The sequence below is a fragment of the Streptomyces odontotermitis genome (assembly GCF_050510915.1).
In the GTDB taxonomy this organism is placed as follows: Bacteria; Actinomycetota; Actinomycetes; order Streptomycetales; family Streptomycetaceae; genus Streptomyces.
On record NZ_JBNJLS010000007.1, the window covers coordinates 164,975 to 185,527 of the forward strand.

The following is a 20,553-nucleotide window of genomic DNA, read 5'->3' on the forward strand; positions in this document are numbered from 1 at the left end:
AGGAGGAGAAGCGATGCCAGGCGTTGCACGGACGGGGCCGTCCGCGACCGGCGGGGACGGGGGTGCGGACGCGGACGGGCGGCGGCGCACGGCGGTCGTGGGCAGCGGAGTGGCCGGGCTGACCGCCGCGTACGTGCTGAGCCGGTCCCGTCACGTCACCTTGTACGAGGCCGACGACCGGCTCGGCGGGCACGCACACACCCACGACATCACCGGCACCGACGGCGTGACGCGCCACGTCGACTCCGGCTTCATCGTCCACAACCGGCGCACCTACCCGCACTTGCTGCGGCTCTTCGGCGAACTCGGCGTCGCCACGCAGGAGTCGGAGATGAGCATGTCGGTGCGGTGCGCCGGGTGCGGCCTCGAGTACGCGGGCGCGCGCGGGCCCGTGGGGCTCTTCGCCCAGCCGCGCAACGCGCTGCGCGGCGCCTACCTGCGGATGCTCGCCGAGGTGCCCGCCTTCCACCGTGCCGCGCGCCGCAGCCTCGCCCAGGAGCCCGCCGGCGCCGCCACCTTGGGCGAGTTCCTCGCGCGGGAGGGATTCTCCGCCTACTTCCGCGCCCACTTCGCGACGCCTCTCGTGGCCGCGGTCTGGTCCTGCGACGCCACAACGGCCCTGCGCTACCCGGCCGTTCACCTGTTCCGCTTCCTGGCGCACCACGGGATGCTCTCCGTGACCGGCGCACCGGCCTGGCGCACCGTGACGGGCGGCTCGCGCACCTACGTCGAGCGGATTGCCCGGCGGCTGGACGCGGTGCGCACGGCCGCCCCGGTGCGCGCCGTACAGCGGCACTCCGACGGCGCCGACGTCACCACGCACGACGGCGCCACCGAGCGGTACCACTCCGTGGTCGTCGCCACCCACCCCGCGCAGGCCCTCGCCCTGCTGGCCGACCCGACCCCGGCGGAGAAGGAGGTCCTCGGCGCGTTCCGCTACTCCCGCAACGAAACCCTCCTGCACACCGACACCCGGCTGCTGCCGCGCGCCCGCGGCGCCCGCGCGTCCTGGAACTACCTGATGCCGGCCTGCTCGACCGGTTCCGCCCAGGTCCGGGTCAGCTACGACATGAACCGGCTGCAGCGGCTCGACGCCGCCGAGACGTACATCGTCACCCTCGGCGGCGAGGACCGCGTGGCGCCCGAGCGGGTGCTGGCCCGGATGGTGTACGAACACCCCGTCCACACCCCGGAGTCGGTCGCCGCACAGGCGCGGCTGCCCGAGCTCGGCACCGCCGTGACCGCGTACGCGGGCGCCTACCACGGCTGGGGGTTCCACGAGGACGGCTGCCGCTCCGGGGTGCTGGCCGCCGCGGCCCTGGGGGTGCGCTGGTGACGGCCGCCGCCCCCGCCCTGTACCGGTGCACGATCCGCCACGTGCGGACCGTGCCCGTGCGCCACGCGCTGCGCCACCGCACGTACATGTGGCTGATCGACCCGGACCACCCGCCACAACTTCCGCGCGGACTGCGCGTGTTGGCGCGCTTCGACGCGCGCGATCACTTCACCGGCGGGCAGCCGTCGCTGCGGGCGCGCCTGGACGCGTTCCTGGCCGGGGAGGGCGTGGACCTGGACGGCGGTCCTGTCGTGATGCTCACCCACGCGCGCGTGTTCGGGTACGTGTTCAACCCCCTCACCCTCTACTGGTGCCACGGCGGCGACGGCCGCCTGCGGTGCGTGGTCGCCGAGGTCCACAACACCTACGGCGAGCGGCACGCCTATCTGCTCGGCCCGGACGGTGCGGGGCGGGCCTGCGCGGACAAGGAGTTCTACGTCTCGCCCTTCTTCCCCGTCGACGGCCGCTACCGGATGCGGCTGCCCCGGCCCGGTGAACGGCTCGATCTCACCGTGCAGTTGGAGCGGGACGGCGGCAGGCCCTTCACCGCGACCGTGCGCGGCAGCCGCCGCGAGGTCACCGCCGGGGTGCTGCTGCGCCTCGCGCTGCGCCACCCGTGCGCCACGCTCGCCGTGTCCGCGGCCATCCGCCTGCACGGCATCCGCCTCGCCCTGCGCGGGCTGCCGGTCCAGCCCCGCCCCGCGCACCGTCACCGCCCGGAGGACGCGTCATGACGACAGCCGAGCCGTCCCGCGCCCTGCGGCGGCACGCGCCGCCACCCCAGCCCCCGCCCCGGCGCGCCGCCGTCGACCCGGCCCGCTGGCCGGACGTCGCCGCCGCGCCGAAGGCGTCCCCGCTGCGCACCGCCGTCGCGGCGGCCGTCCTGCGCCGCACGTTCCAACGCCTGCCGCTGCACGTCCGGTTCGCCGACGAAACCACCGCGGGCCGCGGCGGACCGCTCCTTGCGATCCACGACCCGAAGGCGTTCCACGGCCGGATCGGCGCGCACGGGCTGATCGGCTTCGGCGAGTCGTACATGGCCGGCGAGTGGGACGCGCCCGACCTCGTGGCTGCCCTGACTGTACTGGCCCGCCACGCCGAGGAGTTGATCCCCGCGCCCCTGCAACGGCTGCGCGGACTCTGGGCGTTGCGCCCGCCGCGCTCCCTGCGCAACACGCCCGACGGCGCCCGCGACAACATCAGCCGCCACTACGACCTGTCCAACGACCTCTTCGCCCTCTTCCTCGACGACACCCTGACCTACTCGTCGGCCGTCTTCCGCGGCTTCCCGGCCCGCCGGGACCTGCTCGCCGCCGCCCAGCACCGCAAGATCGACCGGCTCCTCGACCTCGCCGGGGTCGGTGCGGGCACCCGCGTCCTGGAGATCGGCACCGGCTGGGGCGAACTCGCCGTCCGCGCCGCCGCCCGCGGCGCCCACGTCACCTCGCTCACCCTCTCCCGCGAGCAGCGCGACCTCGCGCTGTCCCGGGTCGCCGCGGCGGGGCTCACCGACCGCGTCCGGATCGACCTGTGCGACTACCGCGAGGCCCGGGGCGTGTACGACGCCGTGGTGAGCGTGGAGATGATCGAGGCCGTCGGCGCGGACTACTGGCCGGAGTACTTCCGGACGCTGGACGACCGCCTGGCCCCCGGCGGGCGCGCGGCACTTCAGGCCATCACGATGCCGCACCCGCGCATGCTCGCCAGCAGGGACACCTTCACCTGGATCCAGAAGTACATCTTCCCCGGCGGGCTGCTGCCGTCCGTCGAGGCGGTGGCCGCGACCGTACGGGACCACACCCGGCTGAGCGTGGCGCGGCGCGACGCGTTCGGCGCGCACTACGCCGAGACGCTGCGGCTCTGGCGCGAGCGCTTCACCGAGCGCGCCGACGAGGTCGCCGCCCTGGGCTTCGATTCCACCTTCCGACGCATGTGGACCCTGTATCTCGCCTACTCGGAGGCCGGGTTCCGCTCCGGATACCTGGATGTGCAGCAGTACCTGTTCACCAAGGAGACCTCCCATTGACGCGCCTCACCCGAACCGCCCAGGCCGGTGCCACACGGACCGGTGCCACACGGACCGGTGCCGCTCGGACCGGTGCGGCCCACCGGCTCGCCGCCCTCGTCGAGTCCGCGCTCGGCGGCCCGCTCCCGGTGCGGCTGCGCCTGTGGGACGGCAGCGAGACGGGCCCGCGCGAGGGACCCGTCGTCGTGGTCCGGTCCCGGCGCGCCCTGCGCCGCCTGCTGTGGCAGCCCGGCGAACTCGGCCTCGCCCAGGCGTACGTGACCGGTGAGATCGACGTGGCCGGGGACCTCGCCGACGGCCTGCGCACCCTGTGGGCCGCCACCCGGGACCGGCGGCTGCACCCGCCCCGGCTCGGCCCCGCCGACCTGGCCCGCGCCGCCGCGACGGCCGCACGGCTCGGCGCCCTCGGCCCCCGACCCGCCGCGCCCGCGGCACAGGCGCGGCTCCGCGGCGGCCTGCACAGCAAGGCCCGGGACCGGGCCGCCATCAGCCACCACTACGACCTGTCCAACGCGTTCTACCAGCTGCTGCTCGACGAGACCATGGCGTACTCGTGCGGCTACTGGGCCGACGACGACCAGGGTGGCGGTGCCGAGACCGCGCTCACCCTGGCCGGTGCCCAGCGCGCCAAGCTGGAGCTGATCTGCCGCAAGCTCGGGCTGCGCGGCGGCGCCCGGCTGCTCGACATCGGCTGCGGCTGGGGCTCGCTGACCCTGTACGCGGCCGAACGGCACCAGGCGCGGGTCACCGCCGTCACCCTGGCCGCGGAGCAGGCGGCTTACGTCCGAGAACAGGTCGAACGGCGCGGGCTCGGGGACCGCGTGGAGGTGCTGTGCCGGGACTACCGCGACCTCTCCGGCGGCGGCTACGACGCCGTCGCCACGGTCGAGATGGGCGAGCACGTCGGGGACGCCGAGTACCCGGCGTTCACGGCGGCCCTGTACCGCCTGGCCGCCCCGCTCGGCCGGGTGCTGGTGCAGCAGATGTCGCGCGGCGCGCACGCGCCCGGCGGCGGCGCGTTCATCGAGGCGTACATCGCGCCCGACATGCACATGCGGCCGCTCGGCGAGACGGTCGGCCTGCTGGAGGCGGCGGGCCTGGAGGTGCGCTCCGCCGAGTCGCTGCGCGAGCACTACGTCCGCACGGTCGCGGCCTGGCAGCGCACCCTCGAAGAGCGGTGGCCGGAGGCCGTACGGCTCGTGGGGGAGGAGACCGCACGGGTGTGGCGGCTGTATCTGGCGGGCGGGGCCCTCGCGTTCGAGGAGCGGCGCATGGGGGTCGACCAGATCCTCTGCGTACGGCCGACGCCGGACGGGGCCGGCGGACTGACCGGCACACCGGCGTCCTGGTACGCGGGCGGAGGCGCGCGGTGAACGGCTTCGCCTGGAGCGCCTTCGCCGCCAACCTCGCCTGGGCGGCATCCACTTCACTCGCCGTCCTGCTCGCCACCTTCGCGATCGCCGTCCGCCGAGGCGTGCACCGCATCGTGGACATCGCCTGGGGGCTCGCCTTCACCGCCGTCGCCGTGGTGAGCTGCGCGGCATCGGCGGGCACCGGTGATCCGGGACGCCGTTACCTGGTCACCGCACTCACTGCGCTGTGGGGGCTGCGCCTTGCCGTGCACATCGCCCGGCGGGGCCGCGGGCACGGAGAGGACCCGCGCTACGAACGGCTGCTCGCCAAGGCGCCGGGCCACCGGAACCTGTACGCGCTGCGCATGGTCTACCTGGTGCAGGCGGCGCTGGTGTGGCTGGTGTCGCTGCCGGTGCAGACCGCGCAGTACGTGACGGGGCCCGCCACGGGGATCGCCGTGGCGGGCGCGGCCGTCGTGGTGGCCGGCGTGCTCTTCGAGGCGGTCGGGGACGCCCAGCTCGCCCGCTTCAAGGCGGACCCCGCCCACCGGGGCCGGATCATGGACCAGGGACTGTGGCGCTGGACCCGGCACCCCAACTACTTCGGGGACTTCTGCGTCTGGTGGGGCCTGTACCTGATCACCTGCGACTCCGGCCAGGCCGCCGCGGTCGCGGCCCTCTCGCCGCTCGTCATGAGCTACCTGCTCATCTGGGGCAGCGGAAAGCGGCTCCTGGAGCGGCACTTGGCCGAGCGCCCCGGGTACGCGGCGTACGCGGCCCGCACCAGCGGCTTCTTCCCGCTGCCTCCCCGGCGGGGCTGAGGGGGCGTGGGGTCACGAAGGGAAGTTCATCAGGGCCAGCGGGGCGGAGGTGGGCTCCTTGGAGCCGCCCGCGGGTTCGACCGTGATGCCCATGCCCGACGCGCCGTCGACGGCGCCCCGCAGAAGGACGCTCTGCTCCTTGCGGCCGGGGTCCATCAGACCGGCGGACCGCATCGTGCCGTCGTCGTTGAACCACAGCTGGTACACCTTCCCGGCGGGCGGACGCGCCATCCCGGAGGCGACGAACACGGCCTTGCCCTGGCTGCGCGAGACCACCACCGTGCCGGTGCCGCCGCCGCTGAGTGCCCCGGCGGCCGTCCTGGCGTCCGGCGCGGCCAGGACGGAGGAGATCTCCGCCGCCCGCTGCTGCGCCTGCCGGGACTGGTCCAGCGCGTCCTCGGCGCGCTGGTGCTGCCACACCGCGACGCCGCCGAGCCCCGCGGCCGCCGCGAGACAGGCGGCCAGCGCCCAGCGCGACAGCGACCGCGCGCGCCCGCGGATCCGGCCCTTGCGGACGGACGGCACGGGGGCGTCCGGGCCCTCCTGCCGGACCGTGGTGATCCTGCGCAGCACCTCGTGGCGCATCGCCGGACGGGGCGCCACGGAGACGGCGAGGCCCAGCAGGACCGCGGTGGCGCTCAGCTCGGCGGCCTCCTGCGTGCACGGCTCGCAGTCCGCGAGGTGCCGCTCGAACGCGTCGCGCTCCGCGTCGGACAGCGAGTGCAGGGCGTACGCCCCGGTCATCCGGTGCAGTTCGGCGGTGCTCACACCGTCACCCCCAGGCAGTCCCGCAGCCGGATGAGCCCGTCGCGCAGCCGCGTCTTGACCGTGCCCAGCGGCACCGTCAGGGCCTCGGCCACCTGACGGTAGGTCAGCCCGCGGTAGTAGGCGAGGTTCACGGCCTGGCGCTGGATCTCGGTGAGGGTGCGCAGACAGCGGCGCACCTGCTCGCGCTCCAGGCGCGCCTCGACCTGCTCGGTCACCTCGTCGTAGTCGGGCGTCCGGTCCAGCAGCGCGGCCTTGTGGTCGCGGGCGGTCGCGGCCTCCACCGAGCGCACCCGGTCCACCGCGCGGCGGTGGGCCAGCGTGAGGATCCAGTTGATGACCGTCCCGCGCTCGGCCCGGTACCGGGGAGCGGTGCGCCAGACCTCCACCAGCACCTCCTGCGCCACCTCCTCGGACTGGGCGTGGTCCCGCAGGACCGCGCGCACCACGCCGAGGACCGAGCCCGCGACGACGTCGTAGACCGAGGCGAACGCGTCCTCGTCGCCCAGGGCCACCCGGCCCACGAGCTCCTGAAGGTCGGGTTCCGCCGAGGGGTTTCTGCCGATGTGCACGGCTTCTCTCACAGGGTCCTCCGTGGTCGGGACATGTCCAGAGGTATTTCGTTCCCACGGTGATCGCGGATTGGTTCCGACCCGAGGAGATTTCGTGCTGATGAGGAACTGGCCCATACAGGTGAAGCACCAATCCGGCCAGGAGGCCAGGACGGATTCCCGAGTATGGACGACGACGCCACACACCGGCCGCTCCGCGGCATCGCACGACTGTTCCTGGGCGCCCTGAGCGGGCTCCTCGCCGGGTACGCGGCGCTCGCGGTCGCCGAGCTGGTCTCCGCCGCGGTGCGGCCGGAGTCCGGCCCCGTCATCGCGGTCGGCGGGGCGGCGATCGACCGTACGCCGCCCGGGGTGAAGGACTGGGCGATCCGTCAGTTCGGCACGAACGACAAGCTCGTGCTGCAGCTCGGCATCCTCGCCGTCCTCGGTGTCCTCGCGGTCCTCCTGGGCATGCTGGCCGCCCGGCACCGGCGCACCGGCTCGATCGGCGTGCTGGCCTTCGGAGTTGTCGGTGCACTGGCCGCGGTGAGCCGCCCCGACTCGACGAGCGCGGCCGACGCCCTGCCCTCCGTCGTCGGGGCCCTCGCGGGCGGCGGGCTGCTGTACTGGCTGACAGGGCGCCTTGGCCGGGGGGGCGCGCCCGAACGGGTCGTCGCGCCCCAGACGACGGACGCACCCGAACCTCCGGACGCCCCCGAGCCTGCCGACGCCCCCGAGCCTCCGGACGCACCCGCGCAACCCGGCTGGGACCGGCGCGCGTTCATCGTCGCGGCCACCGCCGCCGCGGCCGCGTCCACCGGCGCCGGGCTGGCAGGGCGGGCGATCAACCGTGCGCAGGGGCAGGACGCCGTCGCCTCACGCGAGAGCGTGTCGCTGCCCGCTCCGGCGTCCGAGGCCGCCCCGGTCCCGCGCGGCGCGGCCCTGCGGATCGACGGCATCAGCCCGTTCATGACGCCCAACGGCGACTTCTACCGCGTGGACACCGCCCTCAGGGTGCCCCGCGTCGACGCCACCACGTGGCGGCTGCGCATCCACGGCAAGGGCGTCGAACGCGAACTGACGCTCTCCTTCGACGACTTGCTGAAGATGCCGCTCATCGAACGGGACATCACACTGACCTGTGTCTCCAACGAGGTCGGCGGCCCCTACGTCGGCAACGCCCGCTGGCTCGGCGTCCGCCTGACCGACCTGCTGGCCCGCTGCGGGGTCCGGCCCCCCTCACAGGGCGGCCCCGCCGACCAGTTGGTGGCCCGCTCCGTGGACGGAATGACGCTCGGCAGCCCGGTGGAGGACGTGATGGACGGCCGGGACGCGCTGCTCGCCCTCGGCATGAACGGCTCGCCCCTGCCCTTCGAGCACGGCTTCCCGGTCCGCATGGTCGTCCCCGGCCTGTACGGCTACGTCTCCGCCTGCAAATGGATCCAGGACATCGAACTCACCACGTTCGACGACTTCGACTCCTACTGGGTCAAGCGGGACTGGGCCCGGCGCGCGCCGGTCAAGACCGAGTCGCGCATCGACACGCCCCGGCCGTTCGCCCGCCCGAAGGCCGGCCCGGTCATGGTCGCCGGTGTCGCCTGGGCACAGCACCGCGGCATCGACCGGGTCGAGATCCGCGTCGACGACGGTCCCTGGGAGGAGGCCCGCCTCGCCGCCGAGGACTCCCGGGACACCTGGCGCCAGTGGTCGTACGCGTGGCAGGCCACCCGAGGCGGTCACACCCTGACCGTACGGGCGACGGACCGCACCGGCGAGGTGCAGACGGCGCGGCGGACCGGGACCCTTCCCGACGGAGCGTCCGGCCGGCACTCCGTCGTGGTCACCGTCGACTGACGGCCCTGGCCCTCCGTCAGCTCTTGGGCATGAGCACGGTGTCGATGATGTAGACGTGGGCGTTCGCCGTCCTCACGTTGCCGCAGACCACGTTGGCCGAGTCGTTGACCTTGTACTTCTCCCCGCTCCCGGACGTGGTCAGGCTGCCGCCCGCCAGCGTCTTGAAGGTCCCGCCGGACAGCTTGTCCGGCGTGATCGTCTGCCCCACCACGTGGTAGGTGAGGATCTTGGTGAGCTGGGCCTTGTCGTTGAGGACCTTGTCCAGATCGGCCTTGGGGATCTTCGCGAACGCGTCGTTGGTGGGCGCGAAGACGGTGATGTCCTTCGCGTTGTTGAGGGTGTCGACGAGCCCGGCCTTCTTGACCGCGCTGACCAGGGTGGACAGGGCCGGGTTGTGCGACGCGGCGGTGGCCACGGGGTCCTTGGCCATGCCCGCGAACGAACCCGCACCGTCCTTCGGCACCGACGCACACGCCGAACCGAAGGGGCCGTCCATGTCCTTGGCGCCCTCGGCTGTCGCGACCGGGGCCATCGCCACCAGGGACAGCGGCAGAGCGAGTCCGGCGGCAGCCACCAGAATCCGGGTTCCTGCTCGATGAGTGGTCATGATCAACCCTCCTCAGGGGGTCGGCGCGTCTTGCGCGCGCTCCACATCGGGAATCCGTAGCCCCCGAGGAAGCGGATTGGCGATTTAAGCTCATTTGCGAGATTTGCCCCTGAGCTGTCCCGCACCGCCTGCGCCGCCCTCGCGGCGACGGGCCCCAGGAACTCGTTCGGGTGAGTCACCAATCCGCTTCCCGCCCCGCCCCGGATTCCCGGCGACAGAGGCAGCCCGCCTCCCCCCATCGATCGTCGAGGAACAGTCATGCAGACCAGAGTCCGTCGTGTCGCCGCCGCCGTCGCCACCGCCGCCTTCCTCCCGCTGGCGCTGACCGCCTGCTCCGACAGCGACTCCAAGGACAAGGCAGACACCACCCCGTCGGCCACGCCCTCCAAGCAGTCGGACAAGGCGTCCCCGCCGGATGACGCGGGGAACATGAGTGAGCCCTTCGGTTCGGCGTGTGCGTCGGTGCCGAAGGACGGTGCGGGTTCGTTCGCGGGCATGGCCAAGGACCCCGTGGCCACCGCCGCGTCGCACAACCCGGCCCTGTCCACCCTGGTCAGCGCGGTCAAGAAGGCCGGGCTCGTCGACACCCTCAACAACGCGAAGGACATCACCGTCTTCGCGCCCACCAACGACGCGTTCGCGAAGATCCCCAAGGCCGATCTGGACAAGGTCCTCAACGACAAGGCCCAGCTCACCAAGATCCTCACCTACCACGTCGTCGGCAAGAAGCTGGCGCCCGAGGACCTGGAGAGCGGATCGTTCGAGACGCTGGAGAAGTCCAAGGTCACCACCTCGGGCTCCGGGGAGTCGTACAAGGTCAACGAGATGGCCAACGTCGTCTGTGGCAACGTGAAGACGGCGAACGCCCACGTCTACATCATCGACACCGTGCTCATGCCCAAGAGCTGACGGAGGCACCATGAACAGCCAAGGCGCCCCCGAGGTGAGCGGCCGACCGTCCGGGCTGCGCTGCCTGGTCACCGGAGCCACCGGCTACATCGGGGGGCGCCTGGTGCCCGAACTCCTCGCCGCGGGCCACCGCGTCCGCTGTCTGGCCCGGAGCCCCGAGAAGCTGCGCGACTACCCCTGGGCGGACCGGGTCGAGTCCGTCCGGGGCGACGTCACGGCGGCCGGCGAGGTCGCCGAGGCGATGCGCGGGATCGACGTCGCGTACTACCTCGTGCACGCGCTGGGCACCGGGCCGGACTTCGAGGCGACCGACCGCAAGGCCGCCGAGATCTTCGGGCGGCAGGCCCGCGCCGCCGGAGTCCGCCGCATCGTCTACCTCGGCGGCCTGACCCCGGCCGACGTGCCCGAGCAGGACCTGTCGCCCCACCTCAGGTCGCGCGCCGAGGTGGGGCGGATCCTGCTCGGTTCCGGAGTGCCCACGACGGTGCTCCGGGCCGCCGTCATCCTCGGCTCCGGCTCCGCGTCGTTCGAGATGCTCCGCTATCTGACCGAGCGGCTGCCGGTCATGGTCACCCCGAGCTGGGTGCACACCCGCATCCAGCCCATCGCCGTACGGGACGTGCTGCGCATCCTCGTCGGCAGCGCCCGTATGCCGGCCGACGTCAACCGCACCTTCGACATCGGCGGACCGGACGTGCTCACGTACCGCGAGATGATGCTGCGGTACGCCAAGGCCGCCGACCTGCCGCGCCGGCTCATCCTCTCCGTGCCGATGCTGTCGCCCGGCCTCTCCAGCCACTGGGTCGGCCTCGTCACCCCGGTGCCGCGCTCCATCGCACGCCCGCTCACCGAGTCGCTGCGCCACGAAGTCGTCTGCCACGAACACGACATCACTCGCTACGTGCCCGATCCACCCGGCCACCCCTTCGGCTTCGAGAAGGCCGTACAACTGGCCCTGGAACGCGTCCGGGACGCCCAGGTCTCCACGCGCTGGTCCTCGGCCGCCGTGCCGGGCGCGCCCAGCGATCCGCTGCCCACCGACCCCGACTGGGCGGGCGGCAGCCTCTACTCCGACCGCCGGGAGCGGCTCGTGGACGCCACCCCGTCGGCCCTCTGGTCGGTGGTGGAGGGCATCGGAGGCGAGAACGGCTGGTACTCCTTCCCCCTCGCGTGGGGCATCCGCGGCTGGCTGGACCGGCTCGTCGGCGGCGTGGGCCTGCGCCGCGGACGCCGGGACGCCGCACGGCTGCGGACCGGCGACTCACTGGACTTCTGGCGGGTGGAGGCGATCGAACGCGGACGCCTGCTGCGGCTGCGCGCCGAAATGCGCCTGCCCGGCCTGGCCTGGCTGGAGCTCCACTGCGACACGGACGACGACGGCCGCACCCGCTACCGCCAGCGAGCCCTGTTCTGCCCGCACGGCCTCGCGGGCCATCTCTACTGGTGGAGCGTCGCCCCCTTCCACGCGATCGTCTTCGGCGGAATGGCCCGCAACATCGCGCATGCGGCGGCCCGCCAACAGGCCGCCGACCAGGCGTCGCGCGCCGGGTGACGCGCGCCGGGTGACGCGGCGTTCCACCCGGGCATGGAGTCGGCCACCATGAGCCGACCCACAACTGTGGTGCACCCGCACATGTGCCACTGACCTGCGGCTTCCTACGGTTTGGCGGCATCGAGTCGTCCCCGCCAACTGCCCGGAAGTGGTGCTCATGTCCGCCACCGAAACACCGCCGCGCCGCATCGCCCGCATCGTCGGCGCCAGCCTCATCGGTACCACCGTGGAGTGGTACGACTTCTTCCTCTACGGCTCCGCCGCCGCCCTCGTCTTCAACACCCTCTTCTTCCCCGCGAGCGACCCCCTCACGGGCACCCTGATCGCCTTCGTCACCTACGCCATCGGCTTCGCCGCCCGGCCGCTCGGCGGGCTGGTGTTCGGGCACTTCGGCGACCGGGTCGGGCGCAAGAAGCTGCTGGTGGTGAGCCTGTTGATGATGGGCGGCGCCACCTTCGCGATGGGGCTGCTGCCCACGTACGACTCGATCGGCGTCGGTGCGCCGGTCCTGCTGACCGTGCTCCGGCTGATCCAGGGCTTCGCCCTGGGCGGCGAGTGGGGCGGTGCCGTCCTCATCGTGTCCGAGCACGGGGGCGCCAAGCACCGTGGATTCTGGGCCTCTTGGCCGCAGGCCGGTGCCCCCGGCGGCAACCTGCTGGCCACCGGTGTGCTCGCGCTGCTCGCCGCCGTACAGAGCGACAAGACCTTCGAGGCGTGGGGGTGGCGCATTCCGTTCCTGCTGTCGGGGGTGCTCGTCGGCATCGGGCTGTGGATCCGCGTCTCCGTGTCCGAGTCGCCGGTCTTCCTGGAGGCGCAGGCGAAGGCCGAGCGGGAGGCGGAGGCCGGGGTGCGGCAGGAAGCGCCCGTCGTGCAGGTGTGGCGGCGCAGTTGGCGCGAGGTGCTCGCCGCCATCGGGACCCGGTTCGGGGAGAACATCTCCTACTACATCCTCACCTCCTTCCTCCTCGTGTACGTCACCACGCATCTGGATCTGCCGCGCGGCACCGCGCTCAACGCCGTACTCATCGGCTCCGCCGTGCACTTCGTGACCATCCCGCTGTGGGGCGCGCTCTCCGACCGGATCGGGCGCAGGCCCGTGTCGCTCATCGGCTCGGTGGGCATGGCCGGGTGGGCCTTCGCGTTCTTCGCGCTGCTCGACTCCAAGTCGTTCCCGGTGATCACGTTCTCGGTCACCGTGGGGCTGCTGCTGCACGGCGCCATGTACGGGCCGCAGGCCGCCTTCATCTCCGAGATGTTCGACACGAAGGTCCGCTACTCCGGGGCCTCGATGGGCTCCCAGCTCGCCTCGATCGTTGCCGGGGCGCTCGCGCCGATCATCGCCGTCGAACTCCTCAAGGACTACGACTCCTCGCTGCCCGTCGCCCTGTACGTGTCCCTGGCCGCGGTCGTCACCACCGTCACGGTCGTCGTCGCCAAGGAGACCCGGGGCCGCGACCTCGGCGACAGCGACAGCGATGGGGGCACGGACGTACCGGAGGCGGTCGCCGTTCCCGGGCAGGGCGCCGATCCCGTACGGAACTGACCGCCCCGCACCGGAGAAGATGTCCCCATGGCCCCCGCCGATGACAGACCCGCCCCCGCCGTCGCCGCCCTCCGCTCGCTGCTCGACCTGGTCGCGGCGGAGGCGCCCGCCGAGCGGTTCGCGCGCGTGGCCGCCGAGGCGCGGGCGGGCGGGGCGCCGCCCGCGGACCTCGCCGTCGTCGAGGAGGCGACCCGCGTCGCCCTGGAGCTCGGCCGCACGCTCGCCCAGCGGCGCCGCCGCGAGGCCGAGCTGTCCGCCCTGTTCGACACGGCGGGGGACCTGGCGGCGCTCAGCGATCTCGACGCCGTGCTGCGCGCCATCGTCCATCGCGCCCGCACGCTCCTGGGCACCGACGTCGCCTACCTCACCCTCAACGACCCGGTCGCCAAGGACACGTTCATGAGCGTCACCGACGGCTCGGTGTCCGCGCGCTTCCAGCAGCTGCGGCTCGGCATGGGCGAGGGGCTCGGCGGCCTCGTCGCACAGACCGCCCGGCCCTACGCCTCCGCCGACTACCGCACCGACACCCGCTTCAAGCACACCGGGACCATCGACGCGGGCGTGGGGGAGGAGGGGCTGCGGGCCATCCTCGGCGTGCCGCTGCGCGTGGGCACCCGCGTCATCGGGGTGCTGTTCGCCGCCGACCGCACCCACCGCGACTTCCCGCCCGACGCCATCGCCCTGCTCTCCTCGCTCGCCGACCACGCCGCCGTCGCCATCGACGGCGCCCGCCTCCTCGACGAGACCCGCGCCGCGCTCGTCGAGCGGGGCGCGGCCAACGACACGGCCCGCGCCCACAGTGAGGCCCTGCGCCGCGCCGCCGACGCCCACGACCGGCTCACCCAACTCGTGCTGCGCGGCGGGGGAGTCGAGGACGTGGCGCGCGAGATCGCCGCGCTGCTCGGCGGCGGCCTGGCCCTGCATGACGCCGACGGCACCGAACTCGCCCGTACCAGGAGCGACAGCAGTACGAGTACGGGTACCGCTGCCGCTCCTGGTACTGATGCTGCCGCCACCGGTACCGACACGGTGCCGCCCAGCGCCGAGGGCATCGCCGCCTCGCGCCGCAGCGGGCAGGCCGTGCAGGCCGGGGACACCTGGGTGTACGCGATCCTCGCGGGGCCCGAGCTCCTCGGCAGCCTCGTCCTGACCGGGCGGCCCGCACTCACCGCCGCCGACCGACGGCTCTTCGAACGGGCCGGTCTGGTCGCGGCGTTGCTCCTGCTGCTGCGCCGCTCCGTCGCCGAGGCCGAGGACCGGGTGCGGGGCGACCTCCTCGACGACCTGCTCACCCCCGCGCCGCCCGGCACCTCCCGCGACAGCGGCAGCCTCGCCCTGCGCGCCCGCCGGCTCGGCGTCCACCTCGGGCGGCCCCACCTCGTCCTCGCTCTCGACTGCGACCCCGACGTGCGGCCCCGACTCGCCGCCGAGACCGCCCGCCGCGCCCGCGCACTCGGCGGCCTGGCCGGCACCCGCGACAGCCGCGTCGTGCTGCTCGCCCCGGCCCCCGAGGACCCGGGTGCCCTCGCCCGCGAGCTCGCCCACGACCTGGGCCGCAGCGTCGGCTGCCCGGTGACCGTGGGTTCGGCGGGCCCCGCGACGGACGCCGCGGGGCTTTCGGCGACGCACCGCGAGGCCCACCGCTGTCTGGACGCCCTGCACGCACTAGGCCGCACCGGGGACGGCGCGGGCCCCGAGGACCTGGGCTTCCTCGGCGTGCTCCTGGGGGACCGCACCGACGTCACGAGCTATGTGCGGCGGGTGCTCGGCCCGGTCCTCGACTACGACAGCCGGCGCGGCACCGACCTCATCCGCACCCTGGACGCCTACTACGCGCACGGCGCCAGCCTCGCCCAGGCCAAGGACGTCCTGCACGTCCACGTGAACACGGTGGTGCAGCGCCTGGACCGGGTCGCGCAGCTCCTCGGCTGCGACTGGAACCGACCGGAGCGCGCCCTGGAGATCCAACTCGCCCTGCGCCTGCACCGGTTGGGCCGCTGGTGACCGTATGCGGCGACAGGCCGCTCACCGGGTCGCCCGCGAGGCGGCTCACGGGTCCGCTCAGACCGTGAAGCGGTCCGGGTCCGCCGCCGCCCAGTCCGCGGCCCACGACGCGGGCGGGTCGGCCAGCAGCTGCCCCGGCTCCAGCCACTCGTAGAGCTCCGCGTACGACAGGACCTGGCCGGCCGCGCCGGTGCGGCGCAGCAGCAGGTGCGGGCGCAGCCCCTGCGGCCCTTCGAGGCCCATGGCCGCCATGATCTGCTGCGCGCTGCGCACCGTCGCGGCCTGGTAGCGGCGCACGCGCAGCGACTTGTCGGCGACGTCGAGGGCGCGGGCGCGCCGCGGGTCCTGGGTGGCGACGCCCACGGGGCAGGTGTTGGTGTGGCAGGACTGGGCCTGCACACAGCCGACGGCGAACATCATCGCGCGGGCGGCGTTGGTGAAGTCCGCGCCCTGGGTGAGGCGTTTGACGATGTCGGAGCCGGTGGCGACCTTGCCGCTCGCGCCGATCCGGATCCGCCCGCGCAGTCCGGTGCCGACCAGCGCGTTGTGCACGGTCATGAGGCCCTCGGTGAGCGGCGTGCCCAGGATGTCGGCGAACTCGAGGGGCGCCGCCCCGGTGCCGCCCTCCGCGCCGTCCACCACGACGAAGTCGGGGGTGACACCCTCGTCGAGCATCGCCTTGCACAGCGCGAGGACCTGCAGGCGCGCGCCCACGCACAGCTTGATGCCGACCGGCCTGCCGCCCGCGAGCTCGCGCAGGCGGGCGAGGAACAGGACGAGTTCGCGCGGGGTGGAGAAGACCTGGTGGTACGGGGGTGAGATCACCGCGCGGCCCTCGGGCACCCCGCGGACGGCGGCGATCTCGGCGTTCACCTTCGGCCCCGGCAGGACCCCGCCGATGCCCGGCTTGGCGCCCTGTGACAGCTTCAGGGACACGCACTTGACCTGGGGGTGGGCGGCGACCTTCGCCTCGAACTGCGCGGCGTCGAAGCCGCCTTCGTCGGTGCGGCAGCCGAAGTAGCCCGTGCCGAGCTCCCAGATGAGGTCGCCGCCGTGGCGCAGGTGGTACTCGGAGAGCCCGCCCTCCCCGGTGTCGTGCGCGAAACCGCCGAGCGCCGCGCCCTTGTTGAGGGCCAGGATCGCGTGGGCGGACAGCGCGCCGAAGCTCATCGCGGAGACGTTCAGGAGCGCCATGTCGTAGGGGCGGTCGCAGTCGGGGCCACCGACCCGCACGGTGGGCGGGTCCTCGGGGACGGGTCGGGGCGCGATGGAGGGGACGAGGTACTCGTATCCCCGCTCGTACAGATCGCGCTCGCTGCCGAAGGGCTCCTCCGCCTCGATGCCCTTGGCCCGCTGGTAGACGGTGGAGCGGACGTCCCGGTCGTAGGGGCGGCCGTCGTGGTTGCGCTCGATGAAGTACTGCTGGAGCTCGGGGCGGATGTCCTCCAGGAGGAAGCGGGCGTGCCCCAGGAGCGGGTAGTTGCGCAGGATCGAGTGGCGGCGCTGGAGCACGTCCCAGCAGCCGAGCGCCGCCAGGGCCAGGGCGGGGGCGGCCGCGATCCACCACCACGGCGACACGGCCAGGGCGAGGACCAGGGCCGCCGCCGCGAGGGGCAGCACGGCGGCGAAGGCCGCGTACCGGGCGTAGCGCCCGACGGAGGCGCTGCTCAGGACTGGGGCCGCTTGCCGTGGTTGGCCGCGTGCTTGCGGCGGGCCTTCTTCTTGCGGCGACGCTTCGAGGACATGGACGCTTCTCCTCTCCCACCAGGACTTTCCGGGCGCTCTAAGGTTTCGACCGGATTTATCCCATTCATCCTGGCATGAGGTCGCGCGACCGGCATGGGGGAGCGGGCTCGCTCAGGGGCGTTCCGGCACCAGCAGGCTCGCCGCGAAGCCGATGAAGGCGACGCCGCAGACCTGCTCCATGCGGCGCCGGAACGCGGGGCGGCGGATCCGCTCGCCGAGCGCGGCCGCGGCGCCCGACACCACCCAGTACCAGAGGGCGAGTTCCGCCACGTCGATCACGGTCAGGAGCATGGTCGCGCCGAAGACCGGCTCGCCACGCGGGATGAACTGCGGGATCAGGCTCATGTAGAAGATGCCCGCCTTGGGGTTCAGCAGATTGGTGCCGAGCCCGGCCCGGAAGGCGGCCGCACGCCCCGGCGCCCCCTTGGCCGTCGCGGGCCCCTCCGCCGCCGGGGCAGCGGCCGTCGCCTTTGCCTCTGCCTGCGCGCTGTCGCCCATCGCCGCCGCGAACGCCTTCCGGCTCCGCGCCTGCCACAGGGCCGAGCCGCCCAGCCACAGCAGATACGCGGCCCCGGCGACGCGCAGCGCGTCGTACGCCAGGTGGGAGGCGGTGAGCAGCGCGGTGATGCCGACCGCGGCGGCCACGCCCCAGGCGAAGCAGCCCGCGATGATACCGAGCGCCGCCGCGTGCCCCGCGGCTCTGCCCTGAGCGATGGCCGTGCGCAGGACGAGCATCGTGTCGAGGCCCGGAGTGACGTTGATGAGCGCGGCGACTCCGGCGAAGGCGAGGGCTGAGGTGAGCATGCCGGGATGCTAATTCCGGGGACCGGCGGGCGACATCGAATAAGCGGCGCACAAAAGGGGGCGGAGCGGGAGCCACCGCCCGGGCGGTGGCGCAGATCACGAGGGTACGGAGGCGCTGTTCCGCATATCGTGCGAGCGGCGCGCGACGAACCGAACGAGGGGGACCTCAGCATGCGAACGACCGAGCCGAGAGACGGCGCGCTGACCACGGACGAACTGGTGGAGGGCTGGCGCAAGGCCGGGGTCGCCGAGGGCATGGACCTGATCGTGCACTCGTCCCTGTCGAGCCTCGGCCACGTCGAGGGCGGCGCCGCCGCGGTCGTCGACAGCCTGCGCACCGCGCTCGGCCCCACCGGCACCCTCGTCACGCCCGCCTTCACCTGGCAGGTCGCCGACCCCGACCCCGGGCACGCGGGCGTCCCGGACGCCGAAGTGCGCGAGCGGCGTGCGGCGGTGCCGCTGTTCCACCCGGACCTGGAGACCACCGGCATGGGCGCCGTGCCCGAGCTGGTGCGCGCCCTGCCGGAGAGCCTGCGCAGCTCCCACCCGCAGGCGTCCGTGGCCGCCGTGGGCGCCCGGGCCGCGGAGATCGTGGCCCGCCAGACCCTGGGCTTCGCCATCGGCCGCACCTCGCCCTTCGGCGCCCTGCACGACCTCGACGGCCACATCCTGCTGGTCGGCGTCGGCCACGACCGCAACACCTTCCTCCACTACGCCGAGACGCTCACGCCCCGCCCCCGCCTCAAGGTCCGCCGCTTCCCGCTGTCCGTGCACGGCGAGCGGGTCTGGACCGAGACCCTCGACGTCGGCAACGACAACGGCCGCCACTTCCCCGCGGTGGGCCGCGCCTTCGAGGAGTGGGCGGGGATCGCGGAGGTCATGGTCGGGGCCGCGTCGTGCCGGCTGCTCCCGGTGCGTCCCCTGGTGGAGTTCGCGGTGCGCCGCCTCACCGAACTCCTCGCGGCCGACGCGGAGTTGAGCTAGGACACCGGTCCCGCGCCGTCCTGGCGGACGGCGTCCAGTGACGGGGCGATGACCGTGAAGGCCCGGTCGAGGAGCTCGGCCGGATCCGCGTCGCCGTCGCTGCCGCTCCACCGCTGGAGCACGGCGTCGAAGGCGGACAGGGCCATTCCGGCGGCGAGTTGGGGGTAGAGGTCGGCCTCCGCGTCGAGGCCGAGGCGGCGTGCGAGCTCCGCCGTCAGGTCGTCGCGCCACTGTGCCTGGCGCTCCAGGAACCGGGCGCGCAGCGCGGGCGTGCGCAGGATCAGCTGGACCACGGGCAGTGCGCGCTCGGAGTGGTCGGCGGCGCAGGCGGCGAGCGGCACCTGGACGGCGTGGCGGAGCGCCGCCGAGGGCGGCTCGGCGGCGGGCCGTGCGGCCAGCTCGGCGGGGATCCCCGTGCCCAGTTCGGCCAGGAACTGGACGACCACCTCTTCCTTGGACGCGAAGTACCGGAAGAACGTCCGCTTGGAGACCCCGGCGGCGGCCACGATCTCGTCGACGGTGACGACGTCGAAGCCCTTGAGCGCCATCAACTGCAGGGCCGCTTCGGTCAGTTCGTCCGAGACGAGCTGGCGCTTGCGCTGGGCGAGACTGCTCTGGGAGCGGCCGGTTTCGGGTCGTGGGGTCACGCCGTCATCGTACACGTCATGCCGTCTTCGGCACTCGTGGCCCTTCTTGACACCAAGTGCCACCGAGGGCAATCTGTGCCGCATGACGCAGCAGCAGCGCTGGACAGCCGAACAGATCCCGGACCAGAGCGGCCGGACCTTCCTGGTCACCGGGGCGAGCAGTGGCCTCGGACTCGCCACCACCAGGGAGCTCGCCCGCGCGGGCGGACACGTGGTCCTCGCGGTGCGCGACGAGGCGAAGGGCCGCCGGGCCGTCGCGACCCTCGCCGCCGAGCAGCCGGAGGCGCGCCTCGACACCCGTCTCGACGTGCGCCGCCTGGACCTCGCCGACCTCGAATCGATACGTGACTTCGCCGCCCAACTCCACACCGAACACGGCACGTTGGACGTGCTCATCAACAACGCGGGCGTGCTGGCCCCGCCCCGCACGCTGAGCCCGCAGGGCCACGAGCTGCAGTTCGCGACCAACCACCTGGGCCACTTCGCGCTCACCGGGCTGCTGCTCGACCTGCTCGCCGCCGGGCGCGATCCGCGCGTGGTCACGATCAGTTCCGTCAACCACCGGCAGGCCGCCCTCCGCTTCGACGACCTCGACGGCGAGCGCCGCTACAAGCCCATGGCCGCGTACAACCAGTCCAAGCTCGCCAACGCCGTCTTCGGCCAGGAGCTGCACCGGCGTCTCACCGCCGCGGGCAGCCCCGTGCGCAGCGTGCTCGCCCACCCCGGCTACACCGCGAGCAACCTCCAGCTGAACGGCCCGACCGGCCCGTGGCGGGTGCTCCTCGGCCGCATCGGCAACCCCCTGTTCGCCCAGCGCCCGGAGCGCGGCGCCCTGCCCCAGCTCTACGCGGCGACCGAACCGGGCGTACAGGGCGGGGAGTTCATCGGGCCCGACGGCCCGGCGGAACTGCGCGGCGCCCCCACTCGGGTGCGCCTCGCCCCGGCGGCGGCCGACGCGGAGAACGGCCGCCGCCTGTGGGAGGTCTCGGAACGGCGCACCGGGGTGCGGTACGGGTTCCCGACCCCCGTGTGAGCCCGCGCGCGTGCGCGCT

General features: G+C 73.6%; 19 protein-coding genes. 12 read left to right on the forward strand and 7 right to left on the reverse strand.

The features are described from left to right. Nucleotides 1–13: 13 nt before the first annotated feature. Genes ACQB60_RS21660 through ACQB60_RS21680 form a run of 5 tightly spaced genes read left to right on the forward strand, consistent with a single transcriptional unit; the run spans nucleotide 14 to nucleotide 5,535 of the window. On the forward strand, nucleotides 14–1,336 hold the full coding sequence (locus ACQB60_RS21660) for an NAD(P)/FAD-dependent oxidoreductase (protein ID WP_496927704.1): 1,323 nt from the start codon (nucleotides 14–16) through the stop codon (nucleotides 1,334–1,336). Continuing rightward, entirely contained in the window at nucleotides 1,333–2,070 is a 738-nt protein-coding gene (locus ACQB60_RS21665; RefSeq protein ID WP_496927705.1) for a DUF1365 domain-containing protein, read from the forward strand. Before ACQB60_RS21660 ends, ACQB60_RS21665 begins: the two co-directional genes overlap by 4 nt. Then, entirely contained in the window at nucleotides 2,067–3,362 is a 1,296-nt protein-coding gene (locus tag ACQB60_RS21670; RefSeq protein WP_496927706.1) for a class I SAM-dependent methyltransferase, read from the forward strand. The genes ACQB60_RS21665 and ACQB60_RS21670 overlap by 4 nt, the downstream gene beginning before the upstream one ends. After that, complete coding sequence (locus tag ACQB60_RS21675) at nucleotides 3,359–4,735, forward strand: class I SAM-dependent methyltransferase (protein ID WP_496927707.1); 1,377 nt, start codon at nucleotides 3,359–3,361, stop codon at nucleotides 4,733–4,735. The genes ACQB60_RS21670 and ACQB60_RS21675 overlap by 4 nt, the downstream gene beginning before the upstream one ends. Beyond that, the gene (locus ACQB60_RS21680) at nucleotides 4,732–5,535 is read left to right on the forward strand and encodes a DUF1295 domain-containing protein (RefSeq protein ID WP_496927708.1); all 804 of its coding nucleotides are present in this window, start codon (nucleotides 4,732–4,734) and stop codon (nucleotides 5,533–5,535) included. The genes ACQB60_RS21675 and ACQB60_RS21680 overlap by 4 nt, the downstream gene beginning before the upstream one ends. Before the next feature lie 12 nt (nucleotides 5,536–5,547). Here ACQB60_RS21680 and ACQB60_RS21685 read toward each other — a convergent pair whose 3' ends face one another. Further along, the gene (locus ACQB60_RS21685; RefSeq protein ID WP_496927709.1) at nucleotides 5,548–6,303 is read right to left on the reverse strand and encodes an anti-sigma factor; all 756 of its coding nucleotides are present in this window, start codon (nucleotides 6,301–6,303) and stop codon (nucleotides 5,548–5,550) included. Next, nucleotides 6,300–6,884 carry a sigma-70 family RNA polymerase sigma factor gene (locus tag ACQB60_RS21690; RefSeq protein ID WP_496927710.1) on the reverse strand — a complete coding sequence of 195 codons (585 nt, stop codon included), beginning with the start codon at nucleotides 6,882–6,884 and terminating at the stop codon, nucleotides 6,300–6,302. Before ACQB60_RS21690 ends, ACQB60_RS21685 begins: the two co-directional genes overlap by 4 nt. Nucleotides 6,885–7,037: 153 nt before the next feature. Here ACQB60_RS21690 and ACQB60_RS21695 point away from each other — a divergent pair, with 153 nt between their 5' ends. Next, nucleotides 7,038–8,705: a sulfite oxidase gene (locus ACQB60_RS21695; RefSeq protein ID WP_496927711.1), complete on the forward strand. Its 1,668-nt coding sequence runs from the start codon at nucleotides 7,038–7,040 to the stop codon at nucleotides 8,703–8,705. Nucleotides 8,706–8,721: 16 nt separating this feature from the next. Here the strand turns inward: ACQB60_RS21695 and ACQB60_RS21700 are convergent, their stop codons facing one another. After that, nucleotides 8,722–9,312, reverse strand: a complete 591-nt coding sequence (locus ACQB60_RS21700; protein ID WP_496927712.1) for a fasciclin domain-containing protein — start codon at nucleotides 9,310–9,312, stop codon at nucleotides 8,722–8,724. Between the two features lie 258 nt (nucleotides 9,313–9,570). On the opposite strand from ACQB60_RS21700, the gene ACQB60_RS21705 reads away from it, so the two are divergent. The 4 genes from ACQB60_RS21705 to ACQB60_RS21720 all read left to right on the forward strand — a co-directional run bounded on the left by ACQB60_RS21705 (nucleotide 9,571) and on the right by ACQB60_RS21720 (nucleotide 15,320). Further along, nucleotides 9,571–10,221, forward strand: coding sequence for a fasciclin domain-containing protein (locus ACQB60_RS21705; RefSeq protein WP_496927713.1), 651 nt, complete (start codon nucleotides 9,571–9,573; stop codon nucleotides 10,219–10,221). A 10-nt stretch (nucleotides 10,222–10,231) separates the two neighbouring features. Next, the gene (locus ACQB60_RS21710; RefSeq protein ID WP_496927714.1) at nucleotides 10,232–11,773 is read left to right on the forward strand and encodes an SDR family oxidoreductase; all 1,542 of its coding nucleotides are present in this window, start codon (nucleotides 10,232–10,234) and stop codon (nucleotides 11,771–11,773) included. A gap of 157 nt (nucleotides 11,774–11,930) precedes the next feature. Continuing rightward, nucleotides 11,931–13,316: an MFS transporter gene (locus tag ACQB60_RS21715; RefSeq protein WP_496927715.1), complete on the forward strand. Its 1,386-nt coding sequence runs from the start codon at nucleotides 11,931–11,933 to the stop codon at nucleotides 13,314–13,316. Nucleotides 13,317–13,343: 27 nt separating this feature from the next. Then, nucleotides 13,344–15,320 (forward strand): helix-turn-helix domain-containing protein, encoded by a 1,977-nt coding sequence (locus ACQB60_RS21720; RefSeq protein WP_496927716.1) that lies wholly within the window; start codon nucleotides 13,344–13,346, stop codon nucleotides 15,318–15,320. Nucleotides 15,321–15,377: 57 nt separating this feature from the next. Here ACQB60_RS21720 and ACQB60_RS21725 read toward each other — a convergent pair whose 3' ends face one another. From ACQB60_RS21725 to ACQB60_RS21735, 3 genes are read right to left on the reverse strand one after another with little or no spacing between them, the layout of a single operon-like run. Further along, nucleotides 15,378–16,940 (reverse strand): FMN-binding glutamate synthase family protein, encoded by a 1,563-nt coding sequence (locus ACQB60_RS21725; protein ID WP_496927717.1) that lies wholly within the window; start codon nucleotides 16,938–16,940, stop codon nucleotides 15,378–15,380. Nucleotides 16,941–16,987: 47 nt separating this feature from the next. After that, nucleotides 16,988–17,161: a hypothetical protein gene (locus ACQB60_RS21730; protein ID WP_496927718.1), complete on the reverse strand. Its 174-nt coding sequence runs from the start codon at nucleotides 17,159–17,161 to the stop codon at nucleotides 16,988–16,990. Nucleotides 17,162–17,177: 16 nt separating this feature from the next. Then, a complete protein-coding gene (locus ACQB60_RS21735) occupies nucleotides 17,178–17,870 on the reverse strand; it encodes a LysE family translocator (protein ID WP_496927719.1) in 693 nt (230 codons plus the stop codon). 171 nt (nucleotides 17,871–18,041) lie between these two features. On the opposite strand from ACQB60_RS21735, the gene ACQB60_RS21740 reads away from it, so the two are divergent. Further along, nucleotides 18,042–18,854 (forward strand): AAC(3) family N-acetyltransferase, encoded by an 813-nt coding sequence (locus ACQB60_RS21740; RefSeq protein ID WP_496927720.1) that lies wholly within the window; start codon nucleotides 18,042–18,044, stop codon nucleotides 18,852–18,854. On the opposite strand, the gene ACQB60_RS21745 is transcribed toward ACQB60_RS21740, so the two are convergent. After that, nucleotides 18,851–19,501 carry an acyl-CoA-like ligand-binding transcription factor gene (locus ACQB60_RS21745; protein WP_496927721.1) on the reverse strand — a complete coding sequence of 217 codons (651 nt, stop codon included), beginning with the start codon at nucleotides 19,499–19,501 and terminating at the stop codon, nucleotides 18,851–18,853. The two genes, ACQB60_RS21740 and ACQB60_RS21745, sit on opposite strands and share 4 nt — an antisense overlap. A gap of 82 nt (nucleotides 19,502–19,583) precedes the next feature. Here ACQB60_RS21745 and ACQB60_RS21750 point away from each other — a divergent pair, with 82 nt between their 5' ends. Further along, on the forward strand, nucleotides 19,584–20,534 hold the full coding sequence (locus ACQB60_RS21750) for an oxidoreductase (protein ID WP_496927722.1): 951 nt from the start codon (nucleotides 19,584–19,586) through the stop codon (nucleotides 20,532–20,534). The last annotated feature ends 19 nt before the right edge of the window (nucleotides 20,535–20,553 follow it).